Below are 25572 nucleotides of genomic sequence, written 5' to 3'. Positions count from 1 at the left end.
TCACACCATAGACCTTCCAGTACACTCTAAGTCAATAGTTAGCTGATTACTTTTTTTGGTTCGTCAGTGTCAGCCAACAAAAATAGGCAGTTTAATCCCTGATAAAAATCAGAAATTTAACTGCCCCATGGGCCAACAATCGTGCTTTAATCGCCTAATTTGATATCTGGCATCACGGCCACGGTCACATCAGCGACTCCATACTTTTGGCGCATCACCGCCTTGATGTCTTCCCCCAGTTCATAACTTTTCAAGGTAGTCATGGCAGGATCCACGGCAATCAACACATCTACGGCGACTAAATCACCGCTGTAGTGGGCTTTTAGGCGTACCACTTGATGCACGGCTGACAACGTGGCGATGGTTTGGGTAAATTGAGCTTCGACTTTAGGGTCAAAATAATCCACTAAATTCAGACTACTGGTCCGGAAAATCAAAAATCCCGAGTAGAGGATAAATACCCCCACCACGATACTGGCCAAGGGATCTAACCACTGAACCCCTAGGAAGACCGTCCCGACAATGGACAATAAGGTGCCGATACTGGTCAAAGCATCCCCTAAACTATCCTGAGCCGAAGCTAACAGGGCTACGTTATGCAAGCGCCGACCAATTCTCTTATTAAAGAACCAAACCACTAACATCATGAGACTGGCTATCAAGGCCCCGACTGCGGCTAAGGGTTGGGGTGCACCGCTTACTGTGGCCCCGTGCAAATGATCGAAGCCTGAGAAAATAATTTGAAAGGCGACGACCACCATCAAAATACTGCTGACTAGCGTAAAGACGGTTTGGAATCTAAAGCGAGATAACCAGGATAAGGGCAAGCGTTTCTTGGCTAATTTGTCCGGGTAACGGCGGGTTCTGGCCACCACTTCGGTTTGGCTGGCGGCCCGGAGGCCAATCATTAAGAGCAATGTGGAAATAATGCCAGACAGATTGTTAAAGGCATCGGCCCTCAATACGGCAGAATGACCCAAGTTGGCTAGCCAATATTCTAACCCAAAAATGGTCAAGTACGCCGCGGCATTCAACCACAGATGGCGGGAGGCAATTTTGATGTTAAGGATGGCCGCTTTCTGCGTGGCATCTTGTCCATTTTTGTTATTTTTAACTTTTTGATCCAATTGATTCATGGTAATCATCTCTTATTAATAGGTTCCGCTAACTTAAGACTGGGCTGACTGGCGTTACAAAAACTAACAACTAATCTGTATGGTCCTGGTAGGTCCACCAATACATGGTGCCCAGGACACTGACAACGCCCACCATAAGGACCAGCAACCAGCTCACCACATTCAGGCTATTAAACCTGGCCCATGGCTAAAAGCGGCACGGCCCAGGGGAAATAGTGGCCGCTGGGGACATTGGCCATGAGCCGGCCGATGAGTAAAACCGCAAAGGCGGCACAGATTGGCGTCAATAAGCCTCTAGATAAACTGGCCAGTAACGGATAAAGGCAGGCCAAGACCATATCCACCAACATAGCCAGGGCAAAATGGCCAAACAGACTGCCTAGGCCGTTCTTAGGCAAGGCCCCAAACCGCAAAAGGGTCTTGCCCATCAATACCGTTCAGCCGGCGCAGGCTAGGGTGAGCAAAATCTCGGTGCTAATCAAAGCAATCAATTTAGCGCCGACGATTTGATTTCTAGAAATTGGCAGGGCCAATAGGTCTTTGAAGGTTTCGTCTTGGTACTCCCGGCCAAAAACCCAACTGCTCAAAACGCCAAAGCCCATCATCCCCATAATCAACGTGATCCAGCCTAATTTACCCACTAGATAAGCCGACCAACTATGGGCGCTGTGATTGATAAATAAGAGTAGGACAAAGCCTAAAAATAAATAAATGGGCAATTTACCCCGCCAAATCTTCTTCAGTTCTAATTTAGTCATGGACCACATGTTGATCATCTCCTATCTGCCGTAAGAAAAATGCTTCTAAATTCTCAGCCAGGGGTTTAAAACTGGTTGGGCGAAAGCCCTGGCTCTCAATGGCATGCAGCAAGGTGCCGTAATCATTTTGGGGTACGCCGCTGACCACTAATTCTTGTTGCTGATAAGTGGTCCGAAGCCCTTTTTCGGTCAAAAAGGCCGCCAATTGACTGTCTTTACTCACCCCGTCAATGGCCAATTGGGTGTGGCGCTCCTGTTCAAATTGGTCAAAGCTCAATTCCCGCACTAATTGGCCCTGGGTCAAAATGCCGATGCGGTTCACCATGGCTTCCATTTCTCCCAGTAAGTGGCTGGAAATCAGGATGGTGGTGCCCTGTTTGGCTTGCTGTTTTAATAAACGACGCACGGCTACCAGGCTTTCCGGGTCCAGGCCGTTGGTGGGTTCATCCAGCAATAAAATCCGGGGATGATGAATCAGCGCTTTAGCCAAACCAATCTTTTGATTATTACCCAGGGATAAGGCCTTGGTTTTCACGTCTAGATAAGGGGTCAATAACAATTGGACGGCCAAGGCTTTGATCCGAGGGGCAATTTCCTTAGCCGGGATCAAGCGCTGTTGGGCATACATGGTCAAATTCTCCGGCACCGTAAAGTTGGGATAAGCGTGGGGAGTTTCGATCAAATAGCCCACTTGATTCCAAAATATCGCTGGTAAAGTGTCGGTATTTTGCCCGTCTAAAAAAATTGTCCCTTTGGTGGGCTGAATCATTTTTAATAATAGGCGCATGGTGGTGGATTTCCTGGCCCCGTTTAAACCTAAAAAGCCGTAAATATCACCTGCTTGCACATTTAAATTAATATCTGTCAAAACTTGCTTGTGGCCAAAGGACTTCGCCAAATTTTCGGTTTCAATCATTGTCATGGTACGTCACCTCAAATTACTTAGGTACTTTAAGTACCTTATTTTCAAAATAGTCTAACATCGATTTATTTAAAAAGCAACCTCTTTTCAAAGAATCGGCCACCGTAAGGGGTTTCAGATATTATTTCGAAATTATTTCCCGGGAAATAAACCAAGTTTTGAAGTTGTTCCCACCTTTATTTTGGCCTATACTTTGACTATGCTATGTTAGAAAGGACCGATTTCATGTCTGAACGAATTGCTTTGCTGGCCGATGTCCATGGCAATGCCACCGCTTTGGCAGCCGTTTTAGCTGACGCCAAAGCCCACCAGGCCACCCGTTACTGGTTCTTAGGCGATTTAATCCTCCCCGGGCCCGGAGGTAGCGACTTATTTGACCTGTTAAATAGTGTCCATACCGATGTTATCCTAAACGGTAACTGGGAAGATTCTTTTTTCTCGATCCTCGGGGGCGCGGGGGTCGTGGACAATACTTTTGATATTTACTTTATGAAAATTTGTAGTTACGTTGAACAACGCTTGACCCCAACTCTAATTCAAAACATGCGCCAGCATCCCATTGCCACTGTGCAACACGTGGGACCTTTGACCATTGGCTTGTCTCACAACTTGCCCCATAAATCCTATGGCCGTGACCTTTATCCGGAACAACCCCAAGCTAACTACGACAATCTCTTTGCCGACCAGCAGTTAGACATTGCAGTTTTCGGCCATATTCACCAACAATTAATGCGGTATAGCTCCCAAGGTCAATTGATCATCAATCCTGGGGCTGTGGGCCAGGCCTATGACCCTTGGACGCCTTTATCCAAAGACCACCGGGCCGAGTATGCTTTGTTGGATGTGGCTGATAATGGGGTCAACCAAGTGGACCTGCGGCGAATACCCTATGATGTGGAACAGGAATTGGCCACCGCTAAGGCTGCTAACTTACCCTATTACGCTTTGTACGAACAATTGCGGCGTACCGGCCAAACTTATAACCATGATGAGGCTGCTTTGAAACAAGCCAATGACCAATTTGGTTACCGCCAAGACGCCATTGCTTTTCGCCGCAGCCATCACTTATTGCCTTACTGATAATCAATGCAAAAATACCGACCCACCAGATAATGCAGTTCTGGCGAGTCGGTATTTTAATGGCCAATTATTGGGCTTTAAAGACGGGTAACAATACCTTATCCACGAAAAATTCAATGGTTTGCTGGTCGTAGGTGTTCTCAGTGATCAAGCGAGACAAAATCAATAAAACAGGTAGGTTTAAAATGACCCCATCGAAGTCTTTGGGGTCGGTGGTCAATTCTCCCCGCAAAAACGCCCGCTGTAAAATAGTTTTCAAGTACTGGACCACAATATTTTCTTGAAAACTCGGCCCCTTTTTAGCTGGGTCCTGTTTAGCCCGGGCATCCAGAACACTTTGAATGGTCAATACCCGATCCCGGGCAATGGCTTTAATGTTCTGGACCCCGATGGCATTGATCAAGGGGATACTCTCCGATAAAAATGCCACCACATCGTCACGTAAGTCCCCAGTATCCGGGAGGTAAAAGTCTTTAAGGGATACATGTATCTGTAACGTGGCAATGGTCACATCCAGCTTGGTGGGCCAACGGCGATAGATAGCATTTTTATTGGTGTGGGCTGTTTTGGCAATGTCATCCATGGTCATGCCGGCATAACCATGTTGTTGTAACTGTTCCCAGGCCGCCGTTAAAATGGCATTTTCTAAAACTTTGCCCCGACGCCGAGTGGCTTTTGGTTCATTCTCCAAATTTGTTCCTCCTTTGTTGACATCCGAAAAAAAGGTGTTATTATCCTTTAGGGTACTTAAAGTACTCTAAAAGGAGTGAGTTGTATATGTATGAAACCACCACGAAAGAATCCTCCGAACCAACTGTCGCCAAAATTGGTTTGGTCTTAGTATTAGGCGCCATCGTTCCCATGTTAGATACCACCATGACCAACGTTGGCATTAACACCATCATGAAAGATTTAAGTTCAACTGTCAATACAATGCAATGGGTGGCCACCGCTTATGTTTTAGCCCTGGGCCTTGCCGTCCCGTTAGCGGGTTGGCTGTTAGACCAAGTCTCTGGTAAATTATTACAAGAAATTGCCCTGCTGATTTTCATGATAGGTTCAATTATCTCCGGCGTCGCTAATTCGATTCCAGCTCTGATTATTGGTCGCATTATCCAAGGGGCCGGTGCCGGCGTTGTTATCACGGGCATGAGTGCCTTAGCTATTCAGGCTGCCCATGGGCGCTCCTTGGGAAAACTCATGTCCGTTATCGGACTGCCCATTGTCTTCGCCCCCATCCTTGGCCCCACTGTTGGCGGCACGTTGATCAAATATTTGAACTGGCACTGGTTATTTTTTATTAACATCCCTTTGGTCATAATTGCCTTAACCGCCACATTGATTGAACTCCCTAAGTTTATCCCCGCAGTAAAAGGTAAGGCTTTTGACTTCTCAGGATTCTTACTCATCGTTGGCACTTTTGCCGGTATTATTATCGCAATCACCAATTATAGTTCTGACAATGTTTTTGGCAAGTTAGCAGTCCTGTTGCCTGGATTGTTGGGCATTGATTGTCTGTTGGCCTATATTATCTATGCCTTCAAGCGCCCTGAAAAAGCGCTGATTCCCCTGAAACTTTTCAGCAACGCTAACTTTTCAGCCTCCACAGCTTTATTGTTCTTATCCGGTTTGATGGTGAACGGCGTCATGTTCGTCCTGCCTTTATATTTACAAAATATTCGCCATCTCAGTGTGATTTGGGTAGGTATTTATCTCATTGCCCAAGGTGCGGGCATGTTAGTGACCCGGACGTGGGCGGGTACTTTGACCGATAAATATGGTGCCAAATGGGTCGTTCTCATTTCGATGGTTGCCGCAGCCGTAACTACTGCACCATTTATTTTCGTTACCGCCGCGACAACCCAATGGGTAATTTTGCTGATTTTATTCTTAATGGGCTTGACCCGTAGTGGCATTACCATCCCCGTAATGTCGGATGCTTACACGGGTTTAGATCCCAAATGGATTCCCCAAGCCACCGTCACCACCCGGATGGCCCAAAATATTGGCGGTTCTGTGGCCACTGCTGTACTAGCCGGGGTGATTCAAAGTATCGTGGGTAGCAACGTTGCCACGACAGCTACGACGAATAATGCTTATCAAACAGCCTTTATTTGGACTAGCCTTGGCACCCTGTTAGGCGTGATTCCAGCGCTATTTCTAACCAACCGCATCGGAAAGAAGGTCAACTGATGTTACTGTTAATTTCTGTCTTATTAGCCTTTGCTATCGGCTTCTTATTTTACCGCCGCCACCATGGCTTAGCCCTATGTCTAGTAGCAATCTTGCTGCTGATTCAAGGCAGTTTGCTCTTAGATGTCCATTATCACTACGGCACAAAAGTCACGACCACCACAACGGTTGCCAAAGTCGCCCCTATTGTGAACATTCATAACAACGAAATTATGGTGGCTCAACCGGTCAAACAAGGTAAAACTATTTATACCGCCTATGCCACCAAAAATCCCAGTACCCATAAAACGTCCACGATCTTAAACAAAAGTAAGACCGTCGTGATCAAACGCCAAGGTAATTCTAAGGCGCAACGATCAACGCAAAACACCCAATATGTCTATCAAAACGCCCTGGCAAGAACTCTATTCTTCGGTATCACCAACCAAAACCAGCTTAAAAAGCAAGTCATCACTTACCATTTAGCTTCAAATTGGTACCTGCTGAGTAAAAAGCAATTGACCCAAGTGGGTAAACAGTTGCGTTCAAAGACGTACCAGGCACAACTTCAAAACAACGTTAAAACAAAATTAGCGGCTCAACTCAAAGAAACGCCCAGTTTAGCGCAACAACCCCAAAAACTGCAACAATTAAAGAATCAATATATCCAACAAACCATCGCCGCTAGTCTGCCCCGGCAATCATAATAATCGTCATTCTTAACGTAAATACCCAGTCGTTAACTTGACCAAGTAAAACCACTGATATTAAAAAAGAGCTTTATCCCAGATAATTCGGACATAAAGCTCTTTTTTAATACCCTTCAAGTCTAGTTACTAACTATTCGGTGCGATCCAATGCCACACATATTCTATCGCCTGTTTAAACCAGTTATAAACACCAGTCCAAAAGCCGTTCCAGCCTGATTCGGTGGGCTGACTGGGTGGTACTGTTGTCTTATCCCGGGTAAACAACAGCGTTCCCGCAGCGGGATAGTCAAAGGAAGTCCCTTCTGGCATGGCGGCTTCATAAGCCTGGGTTAACGGCTGATATTTCGCGGCAGTCATATCTGCCCCCTGGTCATACTTGTAATAATTGTAAAGAATCCCTAAAAACGGATCGATGCGCCCACGACCGCTGGAATTAATCTGGTTATAAATCCCCAAGCCGCTGTCTGCTGGGGTCCAGGGCACATCTTCACCTTTCTCGTAGCGCAACATATAAGTGGTACCGGCCAGTAAGCGGTCATCAAGGAAGTTAAAGGGATTCACCGCGTTATTTTGAAAAGAAACGGTTCCTGAACTTGGGTCCACCTTGGTCCCCTGACTGTAAATCGTCTGAACCAAAGTGCTAAGTCCACCCACATCATCCCAGGCATGGCCCACGTCGCGCCCCATTTCCATGAGTTGAACATGTTGGTCAGCTGGGGCTAAGGCAGCTCCGGTGGCATCGTTTTGAGTCATCCAGCGCATTTCATACATGATCGACCCATTCTTACCGCCGTGCTGGCCCTGGTTATTGACCGTGGTGGCTTCCACCGCTTCGGCATATAGGGGATAATCATTGGTAAAAATAGCCCGACCCATGGCCCCCATCACAGTAAATTGATGTTGATTCATAAAATACGAATGGATATCGTAAGCATTGGCCAGTTTGCCTGAAACCTGGGTCAAATTATCAGTATCAGTCTGGGTCCAGTTTAGACTCTCGGTGGGGCCGTCAGTAGCCCGCAAGATTTCAGCAGAGGCGCTGAGCCAATAGCTCAGCGTGGCAAAGCGGAAGTTGCGGTGGGGCTGCACACTTTGAATCTTTTCATAGGTCCGCATGGCATTCATGGCGTTGGCCCGATAAGCCTCATCCCCAGTGAGATACCACATAATGGTTTGTTTAAAAATGGTGGCACCGTCCTTGTTGACCCGATCCCCCACATATTCACTGGGATTGCTGTAACCGGCAATGGCCCAAGGCCCGGGAATATGGATGAAGATATCGTTGTTAGCTTCAAAATAAATCCGAGGATTGACTTTCCGGGCAAAAGAATCATTAGCATAGGCAGTAAATGCGCTGGCCCAAGGTTCCACACCGGCCCGGACTTGCTTTTGCATGGTCGTCAATTGGCTGGCGCTCAAGGTGATGCCCGGGTGCGTTAAATCAACTTGCTGCGTCTGGCCGCTGGCATCCGTATAACTGGTACTATAAGTTGCCGTTTTAAGCTGGGGCTGATAGGCAGTGATCAGCGGTGAGACCGTGGCGGCCTGCACGGATTGGGGTTGGTGTTGCCAAGAAAGCCCCATTAAAATAACGCCTAAAATAACACTCAATCTAGCAAACCACTTCACAAAAATTCCTCCCTTGGCTTTATGTCACTAATTGGTTCAATTGTAACCTAGAAAATCACTGGAAAACAATAACGATTTTTCAGAGTTTTCAAATTTCAACCTAACACCTATTACAAAAAGAGCTTTATCCCAGATTATTCTGAAATAAAGCTCTTTTCGTGTCTGAATATTGATTGAAGTTTTAAACCACACTGACGTGCATTTCCCGAGTCAGGCCCATGGCTTTCATGCCGAAGTAAACCACCATGGTGATAACGGCTGGCAAGATAACGCCGGCGCCTAGATAAACCCAGAACATGTGGAGGTTGGTGCTGGCCAAATTAATGGGAGCGATAAAGGAGTTCAAGCCTAATCCGCCCAGTTCATATGGCACTTTGAAACCTAGCATGGAAACGGCAATCGGTGCGGAGACAATGGCCGCGATAAATGGCGGGATGGCCATTTGGGGATGCCGCAGGAGGTTTGGAAATTGGATCTTAGGGGTGATGACCCCTTGGGCAATGTTCGCGCCCAAGTTGTTTTGCCGCCAAGTCATCAGCAAGAAGCCGACGAATTGGGCGGTGGTCCCCACTAAGGCCGCCCCGGCGGACAGTGGATCTAGGGTCAAGGCAATGGCTAGGGCCGCTGAAGAGGCCGGGGTCATTAAGAACAAGCCCCAAGTCAAGGAAATGACGGCTGCCCCTAAAACTGGGTTGACTTGCATGGATTGGGCCATGAATTTACTAACGGCCAACAGCGCTGGGGTCGTAACGGAAGCCAGGCCTAAGCCAAAAATCCCACCGATCAAAGTTGCAGCTAAGGGTACTAGCATCATATCCAGTGGCGTCTTGCCAGTGAGATATTTCCCAACTAAAGCGGCAATCAACCCGGCAGCAACGGCACTAATGGGCTGGCCAGAAGTGATGACCAACGAACCGGCTACTTGAGGTAGCGCATGGCCAGTGGCAGTGATGCCGGCCACATTACCTTGGGTGAAGAAGACGGAGTTGGCACCAACGGTTGAAGCAATCATGGAACTACACAAAACCAAGGTATTGGTCTTTAACGTGGCAGCAATGACGGCCCCAAAGGCAGGTGCCAGGAGCATCTTGGCCATGGTACCCACTTCATGGAGTGCCTGCCAGTGGATAAAACCAGCCAAGGACTCTGTGAGCAAGCCAATGCCCAGCATGACTAAAATGACGTTACTGACCCCTGCTGAAACTGTATAAACATAATCTTTAACGGTACTTTTTGTTTCTGGTTCTGACGCAGCCGCTGTGGCTGTAGCTGTAGTTTGACTAGGTACTGTATCCGCCATAATAGAAACTCCTTTCTTAATGTTAATCTCATTCAAATCTCATATATTAACGGTTATTTAACCACATACTCATTTTTAAGTCAAGGGTTTATCACAGAATATTCAAAAACTAGTGCCCACCGCCAAGGCGTTTGTATGAAAATATTTTCACAATTGCGTTATTTCGGCAATCGCTTTCATGATTAACAATTAGAATATAAGCTAGCATTTGCTTTACTCAGCTATTCAAAAAATACGTTTCCTAACACAGATTTCACTGTATTTCTCTTACTGTTTTCCTAATATCTCTGAAGGTGGTACCCAAAGGTTATCACTTCGGCTAACTATCTTATCCCTTTCGGCAAAGATACTTACTACTCTCGAGACTAAAAATCCACGCAAAAACCTTGTTTATTCACAAGGATCTTACGTGGAAATTTTTATCTTTCTTGTTAACTCCGCGACGTTTCTGTATTAATTTCATCGCCTTCGATTGTTATTGCGCATGTATCATATCAATCTAATAATTACGTGATCATTTAACCCCTCGTCTTTAACATCATGTACTAAAATTAAGATTGCAATGTAACCAAGATCCCCCCGCCAATACCCAGAATTGCAAAAGTCGTTAAAATCGGATCCCAGAAAACAAGCAATAAAATAACCAAAACTACCAAATTAATTACTGGGTATAAAAGTATCTCTAAATAAATAGTCTGAGCATTTCGATTAGTTTTTATTAAAAATCGAACACTCGATACAGAAAAGAAAATCAATGAGATGATACAAATAATCCCCACAAATAAGTATGCATAATAATGGGGCTCACCTGCTACAGCAAATACCCTCTCAAAAAGATTATCATACTGTGATTGTATATCTACCAATTTTTGTTTGTAGAAATACAAACAAAGTGTGAAGATCAATGATACGCTTGTAATGATAATTTCCGTTATTCTGTACCTCAATTTTCAAATCTCCTTTCAATCATTAATTCCCTAGTACTTTTTCAAAAAAACTAGGCTAACCCAAGTATTGTTGCAGCTATTGCCCAGATGAGTGATATCTTAGCAATATCAACCTTCCTGTCTGCATTACTACTATCGATAAACAACCAGTTGTAGATAATGCTGACTATATTCATAACTATTTTCACTCCATAAACCGATGTGATAATAATTACCATGACAAACCATAAATCCAATTTATGTTGAGTAAGTACTGAGACTACACCTATACAATCAAAGAAAATTAGCAGCATAAAAAAAATAATCCTTTTGACTTTATATTTTTCAGAAAGAAAAAAGAAGGAACAAATAATACAAAAAATCCCAACAATGAATAATATGTATTGATAAATCGCCACATCTTCAATTTTCAAATTAATAAACAATGTATTTATACTTTGTTCATTTATAGTCATCATTGGTATAAGTTTGATCCTAAAAAAATTGATAATATAGATGGATATTAAGAATCCCACGCCAATCGCCAAAAGCCATTGGCTAATCTTCTGTCCATCCAACTTTCTTTTCTTTAAAAAATTTATTATTTGGTATGCTTTCACTTCTATTTTTTCCATGGCTGTCTCCTTTCAATACTAATTGTGATAAACAGAAACTAATAACTACTAGAATATCATGATTATTCTCGTTTGGAAATCGCTTTCTTTTTTTGCCATTTTATCTTTCTCTTTTGATGATAAGATTCTCAACTAACCCATTGGCAAGACGAATCAGTATTATCTCCCGGATTATTCACTCGTAATAAAATAAAAAGCGCAACTCCTTGAGCTACGCCGCATTACCTATGTACACCACCGCACCCAGAAGGTGCGGCGGAAATGGTGTAAGCAGTAAATAATAAAACGTATTGAAAAAGCCACCAACGAGCTAGTTTGGCTATACTCCTACTTAGGTAGACAGGTAAATAATTAAAACCTGTTTTCCTAGGAAGGAGTTTTTTTATGGGTCGAAAAGGCTCTAGATACAGTGTTGACGATAAACTTTTCTATATTGGTCTAGTAGAAAATGAAAATTGGAGTACCTACCAAATTGAACATGCCTATGGTATTAAGCACAGTACTGTTGATCTGTGGGTCAAGCGTCATGCCGATCACGGAATTGATGGTCTTAAACGTAGAATAATAATAACTTACTCAGCTGAGTTTAAAACCAAGGTCGTTCAAGAGTACCTAGAAACAAATATATCTTTGCCCAAGCTCTGTGAAAAATATGATATTTCAAATCCTGGGGTTATCTATCAATGGGTTTCTTTGTATACTAGTGGTAAATCACTAACTACCACTAGGAGGCGCCCTACAATGAAATCCGGACGAACTACAACCAAAAAGGAACGTGTTGAAATCGCTCAGTGGACCATCGCTAATGAGCTAGATTATAGCGGTGCCATTAAGAAATTTAATGTGTCTTACGGACAGGTTTACGCTTGGGTCAAGAAGTTCAAAAGTGGTGGGCCAGAGGCCCTAGCTGACCGTCGGGGTAAATCTAAAGAAGACAAGGAACATCTAACAGAAGCTGAGAAACAAGAACTTGAAATCAAACGGTTGGAAGCTCGTTTGAATTATGTCACTACTGAAAATAAATTGTTAAAAAAATTCAAGAACTGGAAAGGGGCGGAGAATCTCAGAAGAAACCTATCAAGCCATCAAAGAACTCTCAAAAGAAGTAAATCCAGATACAGGGAAACGTTATGAAGTCACTGTTATGTGCCGGTTAGTCAAGATATCGCGAGCTGCTTACTACAAGTGGCTCAATCATGAACCAAGTAAACGTCAAAAGGTTAAAACTATCGTGGTTGACCTTAATGCGGCCTATATCAGTTTTATACCGAAAGTGTTTCCGAATGCCCAGGTCATTGTCGACCGGTTTCATATCGTCAATATGGTCAATCGTGCCTTGAACACGACGCGGAAACAATTGATGAAAAAATATAAGCATTCTTCACGTGAATACAAGGTGTTAAAGTCCTATTGGCGCTTGTTTTTAAAAGACTCTGGCAAACTGGAAGCGACTAAACCAATGTACCAAATTCATTTGGGTTACTATGAAACACAAGTCAATCTTATCCACAATGCCCTTGAGCTTGACCCAGCCTTTAAGGAAACCTACTGGACTTATCAACAGGTCCTCCATGCCGTTCATACCCGTGATTCCAACCTGTTAAAACAGACTTTGAATGATTACAGACCACTGCACAATGAGATGGACACCACGATCAGTACACTTAAGAAGAATTGGTCGGCACTGCTAAACAGTTGTCGTTATGACTACTCAAATGGCCCGCTGGAGGGGCTCAATGGAAAAATAAAGAAGATAAAGAAAACGAGCTACGGTTATCGCAACTTCGATAATTTTAAGCTACGAATTTACCTGGAATGTAAGGTGGCTTAACTTAGGGCCGAAGGCTGAAAAGCAACTTGATTGTAAAAGAAAAATGCTAGACCAATTACAGTCTAACTTTCAAAATTAATGTCACCAACACTCATTGACAAAGAGCCTATTATTCTAGTAAAAGCGGCTTGACTCCGAGAAAACATCGGAATCAAGCCGCTTTAAATTTCTTAATATTTCATTTCTTCTTGAACTTTCCCCACTGACCTATCTTTGAATCCTGTTAAGCTTTGATTTAACTATGTTGCTTATTATGACTTGGTGCTTATGGTTAATAACTTATTAGCCTTACGAACATTAGCTTCTAAAGCAAAGAAGTCATTATTAGATAAAATAAAGTACCCTCTGCGATCTTCAGAGCTTTTAACTTCAGGAATTATATCTCCTTCGTGTACATCCAGTTCAAACTTAATATTGGCAAAATTTTCTATTCCATTTATCGAAATTACTTCACCAGAAGAGATTTCAAAATATTTTTGCTCTGCGAATTTCAAGGATATACCCTGGTAACTGGTATTTTCTCCAATCATCGTAAGACAGTATTCCCATAAAAAATCAAAGCCATAAGCCAGACTGATTAAATCAACGATTCGATCACCTGGCCGCCTACCTGCAATTTCTACCAGAACTGGCTGATTATCATGAGTCACTATCCATTCTGAATGTAGAATTGCTGTCCCTATTTGTGCTTCAGAAACAATTTTATCAAGCGATTCAAAGATTTCATGCTGAGCTATACCATTTACAATACCAGGTACAAGATGTCCAGATTCAACAAAATAACCATTATCAAATTTAAACTTCTTAGTAATGTTTCTAAAAACAACATTTCCACTCTCAACTACATATTCACAAGAAAATTCACTACCAGGAACATACTCCTCAGCAATCCCTAATAATTCTGACGAGTTTTCTCTTTTCATTTCTGCTTCAGTAAAACTATATTCGCTATCTATCGTTGACTCTTCAGATATTTTTACCACTCCGACTGATCCTGCTAATGATATCGGCTTATAAATTAACGGTTTTCCAGAAAAATAATTTCTTAACTCCTCAACATTATGAATTAGTTTGTACGGCGGCTGATTAATACCAATTTTTTCGCAGAATTCTCTTAGTTTATATTTATCTCGGAAAATTTCTGCCCCAATATCGCCTATTCTTGATAAATTTAACTTTTTTGCCAACAAATTGGCATCCGTAACCGTTCTTTCGAATGCTGGTATAACGCCTACAATGTCTTTATCCACGATTAGTTTAGGTGCTACTTCTGCAACGAGATCTGCTCCAGTTACATACGAAATAAATTTAGACATGTTTTTCGTGTTATTTGAATCATCTTTAAGATATTCGGAATTATCAATTACAATGAGTTTAATTGACGGCGATATTTCCAAAATTTTCCTTGCTATAACGAAACTCTTTCCTAAAAGTACAATTTTCAATGTTTATCATCCTCAATATTTACTGAAAATAATCCCTTGATGCATACCACAACTAAAAAAACTGCAATGACTATTAAGAACACTCCAAACACGATTAATCCAAAATTTAAATCTAAATTCAGAGCTCTTGAGGCAACAGGAATAACAATTATTGTTCCGATCGATACTAAAACATCACGAAAACTTGAAATCCTCCCTCGGTCATTATCTTTAAAGATTTTGTGTAATTCCGTTTGGAATATTGAAACAGAACAACCATTAAATACGCCTATTATAAACATTACAATAGCTGCAATAACTAAATCATTAAATATACACAATGCAATAAACATTAGCCCCTGAATAAGTAGTCCGACCCATGCGATTGTGTGAAATCTGACACGTGAAAACCAGATATTGATCAAGAGAAATGCACTCATTGCTCCTACTGCAAATGCACCATCTAATAGGGATAACAAAGCTGCATTATGCAATGTTACTGTTGCATATTTTATTTCCATGAGATTAACAAAGCTAACTGATATATAATCAAAAATTGTGAATATCAACAAAAGTAACAGTTGTTTATCTAAAAATAGGGTGCGTATTATATCCACCCAACTACGATAAAGGTTACCAACTTTTCCGAGTTTTGTTGGAGTATTTGCTTGTTTTAGCTTCAAACGCGAAGTGCAAAAGCAAGAAATAAAGAAACTAGTTGCATTTATTACTAATGCAGCAATGGTCCAATGCATAAAAATTAATGGTGCTGCTAACGCAACACCAATTAACTGTCCACTTTGATTTAGAGAACTCCTAAAACCATTAAGTGAAATTAATTTTGTTTCGCCGCGATTTAATTCAGGGATTATTTTAAAATTTGCTGCTCTAAAAAACGGCAAAACAAAATTAACAAGTACCATTACAGTCATCAAAACGATAATCTGATCTCCAAATCGTAGTAAGATTGCACCAGACAAGATCAACAGTCCCTGTAAAAAATCTGCTATCATTGAGACTCGCCTCGTAGAAAATCTGTCAGCTGAATACCCTGCAACGATATTCAAAAGCAACGAAGCAATATTTTGAACAATTATTACAATTCCAAAAGCAGTTACTGAACCTGTTTTATCATACAACACTTTACTAACAATCAATGAGAACATACCGTTTCCGATATTTGAGACAAATGTTCCTATCATGAAAAAGTAAATTGATGGTGTGAATCCTCGAAGTTTTGATATATATGTCTGCAATTAGAGTCCTCCCTCTAGATTGGTTCTGTAGTTGCGACTTAATAACTTATAAACCTCAATTATCTAGAATCTAACTAAAGAGATGTGCTTCACTTAAGTTGACCAAACAATGTTCTTATCAATTAATTGAGTAAGATTGTTAATTTTATTTTTAACATCTGCCACATTCTTAGCTGAAAATAAAATGGTGCCTATTCTTGAAGTTGATTCCGTGGCCAACTGATAATCATGCCCAATAACTGCGTTAGATTCTAATTGAATAACATCTGGATTCTCCCGGATAATCTCTTCATTGAATTTAATTAATTTGTTGTTTTCTGGAAGAATGGTCATATAACCGTATTCAGAATCAATCTTTTTATCGGGAAAATTGAAAGGAATATTTGCTTGTAGTTTAAACGAGGCCTCATTCATCACAAAACCAAATTTATGTTCAATAGTATTAGCAATCATCATACCTCCAGTTCGACTCCCCATTTCAATAAAGTATGCTTTTCCATTGGTATCAATGATATATTCAATGTGGACAGTTCCGTTATCAAAAGTCGGATCCTCTAATAGTTTATTTGTTTCGGATGCCAAGTTCTTAAATTCTTCTGAATTCTGGTTGATTGTAAAATCCGAAAAAGTTCTAGTGACATCTAAGCTGTCGGATTGTTGATTAAATAGCGTCGTACTTTTTCCATCATTCGTCAAATACATTGAAACTGAAACAAAAGCTATCTTCCGCTTACTGATAACACCATCAACATGAAATAATCTACCCTTAATAAACTCTTCAATGTCAATTTGGTCATATTTTTTCAACAATCCCTTAACTTCCCCAAGATCTGTATTGTCTTTAATATACAGAACATCTAGTGAGCCGGCCTCATTGATTGGTTTACAAATCAAAGGATACCCATGATTTTCAGCAAACTCGACTGCCTCTTGAAATGAACTTATAGATGTAAATCCTGGAACATTAAGCCCTCGTAACTGTGCAAACTCTTTCATGGTCGGTTTGTCCTTAAATAACCAACCGCTAAAAAAATCTTGTCCATCAATTTTCAAAAGGCTTCTTAACTTGGCAGTTCTTACAACATCATTCTCAGACAAGGTAATAAGCCGATTAAACCTAAATTGATCGTGCAACTTAATGATTAATGATTCTAAAGCCTGATCATTATCGAAGTTCTTAAGACAGTAAAAATGCTTTATTTTTGTCAAGTATTCAATGGGCATATCATACCTGGAAATCAACGTAACATTGTCATTTTCATCCAGCCAACTATTAATAGGAGCCCGTTCAAGTGGTACTCTGTTTATCACACAGATTTCCAGAGCAATCATCCTCCAGTCCTGAAATTATCTAAATCGATGCTTAATTTCTATTTGCAGAAGCCAAAATATCATTCGTGAATTGAATTAGTCTTTCAACATCTTTATCTTCAGGGAAAAGCTCAATTTTTACGGACTTTGCTCCTTCACGAGCGCCTGTATTTGAAAGCTTATCTCCAAAATTATCAACAGCACTACAAAAGTCTTCGTAAAAGGTATCTCCAGATCCACAGACACCGTAAACTAAATTTGGAAACTTGGCTTCAGTTAAATCTTCATACAAGTCCATAGCTCCATCCGGAACTTCACCATCATCATACGTATATGAGGCAACAACCAAAATATCGAGGTCATTAAATTCATCGGCGTCTACAAATTCCATTTCTTGAATCTGAGTATCAACCTTATTTTTTTCAAGTTCTCTGGTAACAATTTTGGCAATTTCTTCATCATTACCCGTCATACTTGTATAAACTACCATAGCTTTCAAGAATAAATGCCCCTAATCTATTTCAATTTTGAATTTACGTTCAATATTTTTAAATGATTCATCAATTTCGTCAATAGAATTCCCCTTAACAACCATGGTTGCCGTATAAAGTGATCCATAATCCTTTGGTGGCAGGACAACAGAATCTCCAACATCTTTTAAGGGCATAAAATTAATCACATTTGGATCTTCAAATATCTCTTGAAAACCGCCAAGTTTCGTAACAATCCCCTCTTTTTTTGCCATGAAATCAAGATGCCCGACGATTGTCCGAGGATTTTTTGACCATTCTTTAAATTCAATACGGTTGTCAATTTCTTCTCCAAGCGAATTTTTAATATTTTGTTCAACAAATGAAACTCCAGAAGCGATTTTCACAAGATGTGTCGTAATAAATTCTCCACCGGGACGCGCAGCAATTTCAATAACTTTAAATTTTGTCCCATCAACTTTACACTCTGCATGAAATGCACATTCTGTGATTCCAAGTCCTCGTATTGCTTGTTTTATTTTAGTTCGATAGTTACTTAGATCATCAGCAGATTTCTGTGAAGGTTCATATTCTAAATATTCTGTAGAATATTCATCAGTAACTTCTTTATCTGTCATTCCTGCGATCACAATATCTTTAGAGAAGGTTGAAACAAATCCTTCAATAGATATCTCTTTTCCCGTTAACAGTTCTTCATAGATGTACTCACTAGGGAAGTAGCTATAAACTTTATCTCTAGAAATACTTGTCTCATCAACCAATCTTTGATATGCATCTGCTAAAGAATCCTCTGAATATATCTTAATAATGGTCTTACTCCCTGATGCACCTACCGGTTTTAAAACTGCAGGAAACCCAATGTCATTTGCTGCAGCTTTAAGTTCTGCAAAGTTCTTAACACTTGCAAATTTTGGGCATAAATCGGGATCAACCTTTGCAATGGCTTCCCGCATTAAAACCTTATCTCTTGCATTTTTGCTTGATTCTAAAGATGGTCCTGGTATGTTTAATGCCTTGGCAATTAATGAGACCAACTCTACGTCTTTATCAGCCCAAGTTAACACCCCATTGATGGGTTTATTCTTTGCGTAGACTTTTACTTTTTCAACAGCATGTGGCATATCATAAGTATCGGTCACAATGAAATCATCGACATACCCATCATCAATATCTGGAATTGAATCTGTTAATACCGTTACTCTAACACCCATTTTTTTTGCAGCAAATAACGGTTCCATTCTTTCCACTAAGTGTGATCTCAAATTAATAAAAAGTACTCTTTTCATGATAAATAATCCTCCTTAATTTCTGAAAACTGCAATGAATATTTGTGTTTGTCCATCTGTTCCAAGGCAAAGTCAAATCTTCTGTCCTTATCCAGAACGTCCAATAATACCTGGCATAGATGCTGAATATAACTTGTGTAATTGACCGCCATTCCTAAATCTTCCACAGAAAATTCTTGATCACCACGTCTCATTAATCTAACGTCCAGTAACGCCTTATATGTTCGACCATGGATATAAAGTTCTTTTGGAACACGAATTGTATTGTTAATAGACATTTTCACATGACCAACATGATGATATTTATCTAAATTTGCAATATCAGCCATAACCGCTGAAAAATAGAACTCCCTATGTTCAGTATTAATACCATCATTCAAAAAATTAGCCGGCATATAATGCCAACTATTGTAAAGCATTCTTGAGGTGACAGCCATATTCACATTAGTAACCAAAACTTTTGGCAGCTTCTCAACCATCTTCCTGCCCGGAACAACATAGCAATAATAATTCTTGGCATTCAAATCAGAAATTGCTTGATATTCACCATTTTTATCTAGTTCTAGCAGCCTACCAAGGCTACTGAAAAACCGAGAAAATGCCATATCAGCAGAAGTTTTTTCACTCAGATCAAAAAGTAAAAATCGCAATAATTTTAAAAACTTTTCTTCTAAATCACCATCATCATTTGTTAGATATCTATTTACGCTGTTTTTATAGCTTTGGAGATTAGCAGAATCAATCTTAAAATTAAGCTTCAAAGAATTGCTTAATTTTAAATTCTGTGGCAAATCCTCCAGTAAGGTCGCATCATTTAAATACTCCTCACTTTTTTGCAATGATAGCCCATTAATCCTTCGATATACAATTTTTCTTTCTTGAATTTTTGCATATTTTTGCCTTAAAGCTCTAACTTTCTCATCTAAAGTTAATGATTTAAAATCTTCGATATCCGAAATACCCATATCAACATAGGTCGCATTTTTGCGTTCTAAATATGTAACCAGTGCTGACATTGAAACTTGTTTACCATTGAATTCCTCTGCACGTGTTTGTATCCCAGAAGAGAGTAGATAGTTCAAGAAGCAAATAAAAATCAGGTCTTCTTGTTTCCAATCTTTGATTGCAGTATTTCTAAGTTTTTCAAATAAAAAATCATCTTTGTCTTTACGCCGCTTTGCATATAAATTACTAAGATAGTCAAAATTTGAATATACATTTTCGTTGATATAGAAAATTATTGGAGCCATGTGCGCCAGAAAAAATTCTGCCATATCAACAACATGCCGCTTCTTCAGATCATTAAAGTCACCAATGTGCAAAAGTGCTTGTTTATACTCAATATTCAGTAATTCATTTTCTTCGGCTAGAATATGTTTCCACTTTTTCAGCGGGTAATCAAAACTAAAAGCATACGTACTATTTTTGACATGCCTCAAATCATCAGTTGTAACTTCAATTTTGTTGTTATGAAAATAGACGTCCAGGTTAATTGGGTCTTCTTTTAGATCGGTCAATTCTAAAGTTTGAAGTATCTGGTTTTCACGATACCCTAATGTCATCTTTCCATCATCAAATTTTTGTTTCCCGCCGAGAGTAAGCAGTTGCTTAAATGCCATAGAAGTTTCTGATTCTTTATTGGCTAGTGAAATTGCTTGGTTCACTAGATATTTGAAATCTTCAAAAATCATTAATTCTCTCCCTCAAAAAAACTGATTAGCCGGTCTCTCACAGTCTTGATTGTTTGTAAATCTTTGGCATAGGAGATCCGAACATTATTTGGTGCATCAAATACATCTCCTGGGGTAATACCAATACCTGCTTCTTTCAAAAGAATATGGCAAAAATCCTGACTGTTATGTACTTCTTGTCCACCATAAGTCTTGCCGATTAATCCTTTGATATTGGGAAATAAATAAAAAGCTCCATTAGGGCAGTCATCTAGGGACATATCTGTATCTTCTTGAATGGCCTTAAATAAAATATCTCGATTCCGTTTCAATTCAGCGACGTGTTGAATTTCAAAATTCGCAAGCGCTACTTCTGCAGCTTTTTGGGCAATGGAATTAATGTTTGCGGTTGTTTGGCTCTGGAATGCAGCGATTTTCTTAGATACTTCTATTGGTGCAGCTGTATAACCAATTCGCCAGCCAGTCATGCCAAACGCTTTTGAAAATCCATTTATTAGAATCGAGTTTTCTCGTATATATTGAGAGACATTTAATGGGGAGACATAATCCATATCATAAACAAGCTTTTCATAGATTTCATCGCTAATAACCAGCAGTTTATGCTTTTCAATAATTGGTACTAAAGCCTTAAATTCCGCAGAGGTATATGTTGCACCAGTGGGATTACTTGGTGAATTTAAAATAATAAGTTTTGTTTTTGGAGAACAGTTTTTTTCTAATAAATCGGGTGTTAGTTTGAAACCGGTATCTTCAGATAGTGGAATTTCTTTTGGAACCCCATCCAACAACTCCACTTGGCTAGCATAAGATGGCCATGCCGGGGTCGGGATCAACACCTCATCCCCCTCATTTAGTAAAACTGCTAATGTATTATACAGCGCCTGTTTTCCACCGTTTGAAACAACGATTTGATCTGCAGAAAAATCTAATTGATTATCTTCCTTCAGCTTTTTTACTATTGCTTGTCTTAAAGAAAGTATGCCGGGGGTTGATGTGTAGTGTGTAAAGTGCTCATTAATAGCTTCAATAGCAACATGTGCTGCATTTGAAGGCTCATAATAATTTGGCTCACCAACAGTAAGGTTAATTACGTCCTTACCCGAGTTAATTAATTCATTAATTTTTGAATTCAACTCCAAAGTTGGTGACTCTCTAAGTTGAGAAATTCTTTCAGCGTAAATCAGTGTAATTCACTCCTTATGTTATTTAGTGACAATGTTCTTGCTTATTATGTTTTGTGGAGTTCAAAATGTCAAAGCTTTTTTTATCATAACGCAATAAATATTATTATATAATTTTGGAATATTTTGATAGTCGCCTTTTTTATTCCATTTTTATATAGATTTTAAGCTGTGTTGCAAATGAAAAAATAGTTATATTTTCAAAATTAATGCAATTTAATTTCAAAAATATAACTATTTTGTGAGGATAATAGAGCTAAAATTAAAATACCAAAAGAAAAATCTTAATAAACGATTATTTGGCTAGAATATTCTAAAATGATGTATTAAGGGTTGAAATTATTTTCAAAACAAATATAACGCTTATTTTATATAAAAAAATTATTAATAATCTCAAATTATTTTTAGACCAATTTTTCTTTTGAATACTATTAAATTTTATAAAAATGCAAAATAAAGGCTATTTCTTCTGATTTCAAAAATAGAAATTAGAAAAAATAGCCTTTACTAATTAAATTAATATAACTCTGGTCGCCGATCCTCAAAGACCGGAATCTCCCCGCGGATGGCGGGGATTTGGTCTAAATCAATTTCGGCAATGCCCAGTTCTTCCTGGTCCCCCAGGGTCAAAATGGCATCCCCTAAAGGATCTAACACTAAGGAATGGCCCCCAAAGGCATTATCCGGGTCACTGCCCACCCGATTGATGGCCACCACGAAGCTTTGGTTCTCAATGGCCCGGGCCGCCAGCAGGCGAGCCCACTGTTTGATCCGGACGGTGGGCCATTCTGCCGGGACAAAAATCAAACTGCTACCGGCGGCACTTAGCTTGCGCAACCATTCGGGGAAACGAATGTCGTAACAAATCACGTTGGTGGCGGCAATCTTGCCAATGTTAAAGTGGGTCTCGGCGGCCCCGGCGTCTAAGTGATCGCCTTCATGCATCAGGCCGAATAAATGGACCTTGCGGTAAGTGGTCAACAATTGGCCCTTGGGATCATACACATAAGTGGTGTTATAAAATTTGCCGGCTTCTTTGGTAGCCACGGAACCCCCAAAAATATACAGCTGATTTTCCTTAGCTAAGCGGCTCAATAACGCCTGGGTCTGCAAGCCATCGGGGTCCGCCAATTGGTCTAATTCAGTGAGTGCATAGCCGGTGTTCCACATTTCTGGAAAGGCCACGATATCCACCTTTTGCGCCGCCGCTTTTTTTACAAAGGTCTCAACCCTTTGAAAGTTCACAGCCGGTTGGCCAAAGGCAATATCAATTTGGGCCACGGCAATCTTTAATTTGGTCACGGTCATCCCTCGTTTTCATGTTAAATTTGAGACACATTATGACAGGAATTTGAAAAATTGCAATCTTCAGCCCGACAAAGGTCCGCTAAAACTTCGGCACGCCGCCAGTTTGGTTGGCCGCTTCATCCACCACGGGGACTTCGGGCAAGACCGACACGTCTAATTCCCGCTGGGTCTGGGTTTCTAAGTAAGTCTTAGCATCTTGTTGGGTCACCAACACGCTGTCGATGGGACTGTCTAAAGTCATCAATTGGCTGGTGATATCGTCATGGGCTTGATAGTCCGCTAAAATCGGGATAATTTCCACTTTTAAGTCTTCGATATCTAGTAAAGGTTGATACAAAGGTGAATCCGTGGGAATTAAAATCGAAGTCTCACTATTGAAGACATCGTGGCGCAACCACCATAAAGTCAGCTCCAATTCCGAATTGAACACAGCCATCAAAACATTACTGCGGCTCAACAATTGAATGTAAGGTTCATTCTCCTGATAGCTCTTGATCAACACCAAGGAACCGTCTTGGCGATAAAAGTTCTCCCGCAACAGGCGTTCATTGCTGCTTTGTTCAAAGTATTGAGTGCTGGACACCGCCCCATTGGCATCAAAAATATCCCGGCTGATCATGCGGTCGGCGCGATAATGGGCGATGGTTTGAATCTGCTGGTCCCCCAAATAGGCAATGACCATCACCAACTGTTGGTTCCCATCATAAACCTTATCCAAATTGTGCTCGTCATCGTGTTCCTTGGTCATCTCCGCACTCAGGGGAATATCAGGTTTAAATTTAACGGTGTCATCTAACTCCTGTAGATCCCGGTATTGATTTAAAACCGCCGCTTTGGGAGTCAATAACTTATCTTGGGCCAATTGTTGCACCCGACTGGCTAAATTGGCGTCAAAGTCGGTGGATAGTTGGCTTAAAGGAATCTGCATGCCTTGGAAAAAGCCCCGCAGACTCTTGAATAACGCCCGTTGCGCCCCGCTTAGATCCCGCAGCGTGGTATCTAATAAGAAATAATGGCGTTTTTTATTAAAATAAACATGATTGGCGATCTTTTGGGTGCCAAACCACTTGATCAAGGCCTCATTGAGGGTGTCGATTTGTTGTTGCAACTTGTCCACCGTGGCTTGGTGTTCTGGGCTAGCCGGGGTTAAATCAGCAGTTTGCTGGCGCCAGTCATGGCGCAAACAAGAGCGCTGGTCCAAAAGTTCTTGGCGTAATTGGGCCTTGGTCTGGGTAATTTGTTCTTGTAAGTCCAGCAGGTTTTGTTGGGTGACTTGCCATGGATCTTGGTTGCCCAAATACTGATTGCGCCGTAGCGCTGCTCTGGTGGTCTTAGGATAAGACTTCGGACTGCTAGGGGTTTGATCATACTGCCGGCCTGGTGCCGGTTGGCTAAAAGCTGGTGCTGCTACCGGTGTAGGATCAGCAACCGGTGCTTGGGGTGCGGGTTCTACGGGTTCAGCGCCTTTAGGATAGGGGTCTACTTGGGGCTTGAATAGCGGTCCTGAGGTAGCTGATTTCGGCGCCAATCCCAAGGGGGTCGCCCCCTGAGCCGGGTCGTCTGCAGCTGTGTGTTTACCAAAAAGTGCCATAAAAAATCGCTCCAATCTCATTGCGTGGGTGACAACAATTAATAACTAGATTATTGACCTAATAGCCGTTGCCACCAGTGCCGTTTGACCTTAGGCTCCTCATCTAATTGCATATCTGCCAGGGTTCGGGGTTTGGTATATCCCTTGGCTGCGGATTCACTTTGCGCCTCGGCTTCATCTTCAGCCGCGGCAATTTCTGCCTCGGTCAAATCATCTAGGGGTGTAGCGGCAGCTTTTGTCGCAGCGTCCGTATCGTCTTGGCTGGATCCGGTGCTATTACTGGGTTTCAAAGTATCTCCAGCATCTTGAACCGGGCTTTTAGCCGCCGTTGTTTGCTGCGGCGCACTAAGGCCGTTACGGTTCAATTTATCCAGGATCGCTGAATTTTGCTGCTGAATCAGGCGCATCTGCGTCTGTAAATTATCAATGGTTTCTTTTTGTTGGGTCACTGTATCTTGCATGTTGGTCAAGACCTGCATAAACTGCTCCACGGGCGCCAGTTCTTGGCTTTGACTTTGGTTGGGTAACTTAGTCAAAACCGCTTCTTTGGGGGTGCCATCGGCCGTGGTGTGCTGTTCGGTGCGGCCATCGGTGGTCATGGCATATAACTGCGTAATAACGTCGCTTAAGGTTTGATCTGGATTCTTACTCAGTTCCACCAATTGCTTCAATTGGTCAATATTTTGTTGCGTGTACAAACGGGCGTTTTGCTGATTACGTTCAAAATAAGCCTCACTGGTGGCCTTTTCAATCATCAATGAGTACTTGCGTAACGTTGGGACACTGACGCCGATCATCTCAGCGGCCTGTCCCGGTGTCTTATATTCCTGAAAACCGTGATCCCCAGCCATTTTAAAATCCTCCTCATGTTCAATGAACCGTTATATACCCATTATAGCCAGCGTTATATAACGCTTCAACCCTCTTTTTTAAT

23 protein-coding genes are annotated in these 25572 nt (G+C 41.2%); 5 read left to right on the top strand and 18 right to left on the bottom strand.

From position 1 onward, the window contains the following. Positions 1 to 146 precede the first annotated feature (146 nt). The 4 genes from FC83_RS05620 to FC83_RS05605 all read right to left on the bottom strand — a co-directional run bounded on the left by FC83_RS05620 (position 147) and on the right by FC83_RS05605 (position 2816). The gene (locus FC83_RS05620) at positions 147 to 1136 is read right to left on the bottom strand and encodes a cation diffusion facilitator family transporter (RefSeq protein WP_035451127.1); all 990 of its coding nucleotides are present in this window, start codon (positions 1134 to 1136) and stop codon (positions 147 to 149) included. A gap of 170 nt (positions 1137 to 1306) precedes the next feature. Continuing rightward, positions 1307 to 1564: a hypothetical protein gene (locus FC83_RS05615; RefSeq protein ID WP_035451124.1), complete on the bottom strand. Its 258-nt coding sequence runs from the start codon at positions 1562 to 1564 to the stop codon at positions 1307 to 1309. 9 nt (positions 1565 to 1573) lie between these two features. After that, the gene (locus FC83_RS05610) at positions 1574 to 1903 is read right to left on the bottom strand and encodes an ABC transporter permease (RefSeq protein ID WP_035451122.1); all 330 of its coding nucleotides are present in this window, start codon (positions 1901 to 1903) and stop codon (positions 1574 to 1576) included. Continuing rightward, a complete protein-coding gene (locus tag FC83_RS05605; RefSeq protein WP_057002500.1) occupies positions 1887 to 2816 on the bottom strand; it encodes an ABC transporter ATP-binding protein in 930 nt (309 codons plus the stop codon). The genes FC83_RS05610 and FC83_RS05605 overlap by 17 nt, the downstream gene beginning before the upstream one ends. Positions 2817 to 3041: 225 nt before the next feature. Between FC83_RS05605 and FC83_RS05600 the strand changes: the two genes are divergently transcribed. Next, complete coding sequence (locus FC83_RS05600; protein WP_035451121.1) at positions 3042 to 3896, top strand: metallophosphoesterase family protein; 855 nt, start codon at positions 3042 to 3044, stop codon at positions 3894 to 3896. 67 nt (positions 3897 to 3963) lie between these two features. Here FC83_RS05600 and FC83_RS05595 read toward each other — a convergent pair whose 3' ends face one another. Continuing rightward, positions 3964 to 4587 (bottom strand): TetR/AcrR family transcriptional regulator, encoded by a 624-nt coding sequence (locus FC83_RS05595; RefSeq protein ID WP_057002499.1) that lies wholly within the window; start codon positions 4585 to 4587, stop codon positions 3964 to 3966. A gap of 86 nt (positions 4588 to 4673) precedes the next feature. Here FC83_RS05595 and FC83_RS05590 point away from each other — a divergent pair, with 86 nt between their 5' ends. Further along, entirely contained in the window at positions 4674 to 6089 is a 1416-nt protein-coding gene (locus FC83_RS05590) for a DHA2 family efflux MFS transporter permease subunit (protein ID WP_081762977.1), read from the top strand. Next, positions 6089 to 6775 carry a DUF4811 domain-containing protein gene (locus FC83_RS05585; protein ID WP_035451120.1) on the top strand — a complete coding sequence of 229 codons (687 nt, stop codon included), beginning with the start codon at positions 6089 to 6091 and terminating at the stop codon, positions 6773 to 6775. The genes FC83_RS05590 and FC83_RS05585 overlap by 1 nt, the downstream gene beginning before the upstream one ends. 129 nt (positions 6776 to 6904) lie before the next feature. On the opposite strand, the gene FC83_RS05580 is transcribed toward FC83_RS05585, so the two are convergent. From FC83_RS05580 to FC83_RS05565, 3 genes are all read right to left on the bottom strand, one after another. Further along, complete coding sequence (locus FC83_RS05580) at positions 6905 to 8407, bottom strand: hypothetical protein (RefSeq protein WP_057002498.1); 1503 nt, start codon at positions 8405 to 8407, stop codon at positions 6905 to 6907. Between the two features lie 181 nt (positions 8408 to 8588). Further along, positions 8589 to 9707, bottom strand: coding sequence for a PTS sugar transporter subunit IIC (locus FC83_RS05575; RefSeq protein WP_057002497.1), 1119 nt, complete (start codon positions 9705 to 9707; stop codon positions 8589 to 8591). A gap of 997 nt (positions 9708 to 10704) precedes the next feature. Further along, a complete protein-coding gene (locus tag FC83_RS05565; protein WP_035451117.1) occupies positions 10705 to 11268 on the bottom strand; it encodes a hypothetical protein in 564 nt (187 codons plus the stop codon). 384 nt (positions 11269 to 11652) lie between these two features. Between FC83_RS05565 and FC83_RS05560 the strand changes: the two genes are divergently transcribed. Beyond that, the gene (locus FC83_RS05560; RefSeq protein WP_035451115.1) at positions 11653 to 12402 is read left to right on the top strand and encodes a helix-turn-helix domain-containing protein; all 750 of its coding nucleotides are present in this window, start codon (positions 11653 to 11655) and stop codon (positions 12400 to 12402) included. Positions 12403 to 12412: 10 nt separating this feature from the next. Then, positions 12413 to 13099: an ISL3 family transposase gene (locus tag FC83_RS05555; protein ID WP_035451113.1), complete on the top strand. Its 687-nt coding sequence runs from the start codon at positions 12413 to 12415 to the stop codon at positions 13097 to 13099. 251 nt (positions 13100 to 13350) lie between these two features. On the opposite strand, the gene FC83_RS05550 is transcribed toward FC83_RS05555, so the two are convergent. The 10 genes from FC83_RS05550 to FC83_RS05505 form a co-directional block, all read right to left on the bottom strand. Next, complete coding sequence (locus tag FC83_RS05550) at positions 13351 to 14544, bottom strand: ATP-grasp domain-containing protein (RefSeq protein WP_052004463.1); 1194 nt, start codon at positions 14542 to 14544, stop codon at positions 13351 to 13353. After that, positions 14541 to 15779, bottom strand: coding sequence for an MFS transporter (locus FC83_RS05545; RefSeq protein ID WP_035451111.1), 1239 nt, complete (start codon positions 15777 to 15779; stop codon positions 14541 to 14543). The genes FC83_RS05550 and FC83_RS05545 overlap by 4 nt, the downstream gene beginning before the upstream one ends. Positions 15780 to 15872: 93 nt before the next feature. Further along, on the bottom strand, positions 15873 to 17111 hold the full coding sequence (locus FC83_RS05540) for an ATP-grasp domain-containing protein (RefSeq protein ID WP_057002496.1): 1239 nt from the start codon (positions 17109 to 17111) through the stop codon (positions 15873 to 15875). 31 nt (positions 17112 to 17142) lie between these two features. After that, on the bottom strand, positions 17143 to 17580 hold the full coding sequence (locus FC83_RS05535) for a flavodoxin (protein WP_035451295.1): 438 nt from the start codon (positions 17578 to 17580) through the stop codon (positions 17143 to 17145). Between the two features lie 21 nt (positions 17581 to 17601). Then, entirely contained in the window at positions 17602 to 18867 is a 1266-nt protein-coding gene (locus tag FC83_RS05530; protein ID WP_035451109.1) for an ATP-grasp domain-containing protein, read from the bottom strand. Further along, complete coding sequence (locus FC83_RS05525; RefSeq protein WP_057002495.1) at positions 18864 to 20558, bottom strand: hypothetical protein; 1695 nt, start codon at positions 20556 to 20558, stop codon at positions 18864 to 18866. Before FC83_RS05525 ends, FC83_RS05530 begins: the two co-directional genes overlap by 4 nt. Continuing rightward, complete coding sequence (locus FC83_RS05520; RefSeq protein WP_235184196.1) at positions 20558 to 21697, bottom strand: pyridoxal phosphate-dependent aminotransferase; 1140 nt, start codon at positions 21695 to 21697, stop codon at positions 20558 to 20560. The genes FC83_RS05525 and FC83_RS05520 overlap by 1 nt, the downstream gene beginning before the upstream one ends. Positions 21698 to 22255: 558 nt before the next feature. Then, entirely contained in the window at positions 22256 to 23047 is a 792-nt protein-coding gene (locus FC83_RS05515) for a carbon-nitrogen family hydrolase (protein WP_057002494.1), read from the bottom strand. Positions 23048 to 23126: 79 nt separating this feature from the next. After that, complete coding sequence (locus FC83_RS05510; protein ID WP_057002493.1) at positions 23127 to 24638, bottom strand: hypothetical protein; 1512 nt, start codon at positions 24636 to 24638, stop codon at positions 23127 to 23129. Positions 24639 to 24688: 50 nt separating this feature from the next. Next, a complete protein-coding gene (locus FC83_RS05505) occupies positions 24689 to 25489 on the bottom strand; it encodes a MerR family transcriptional regulator (RefSeq protein ID WP_035451103.1) in 801 nt (266 codons plus the stop codon). Positions 25490 to 25572: the final 83 nt, after the last annotated feature.

The organism is Agrilactobacillus composti DSM 18527 = JCM 14202, assembly GCF_001436375.1.
GTDB classification, from domain to species: Bacteria; Bacillota; Bacilli; order Lactobacillales; family Lactobacillaceae; genus Agrilactobacillus; species Agrilactobacillus composti.
This window is presented reverse-complemented; position numbering and strand designations above follow the sequence as displayed.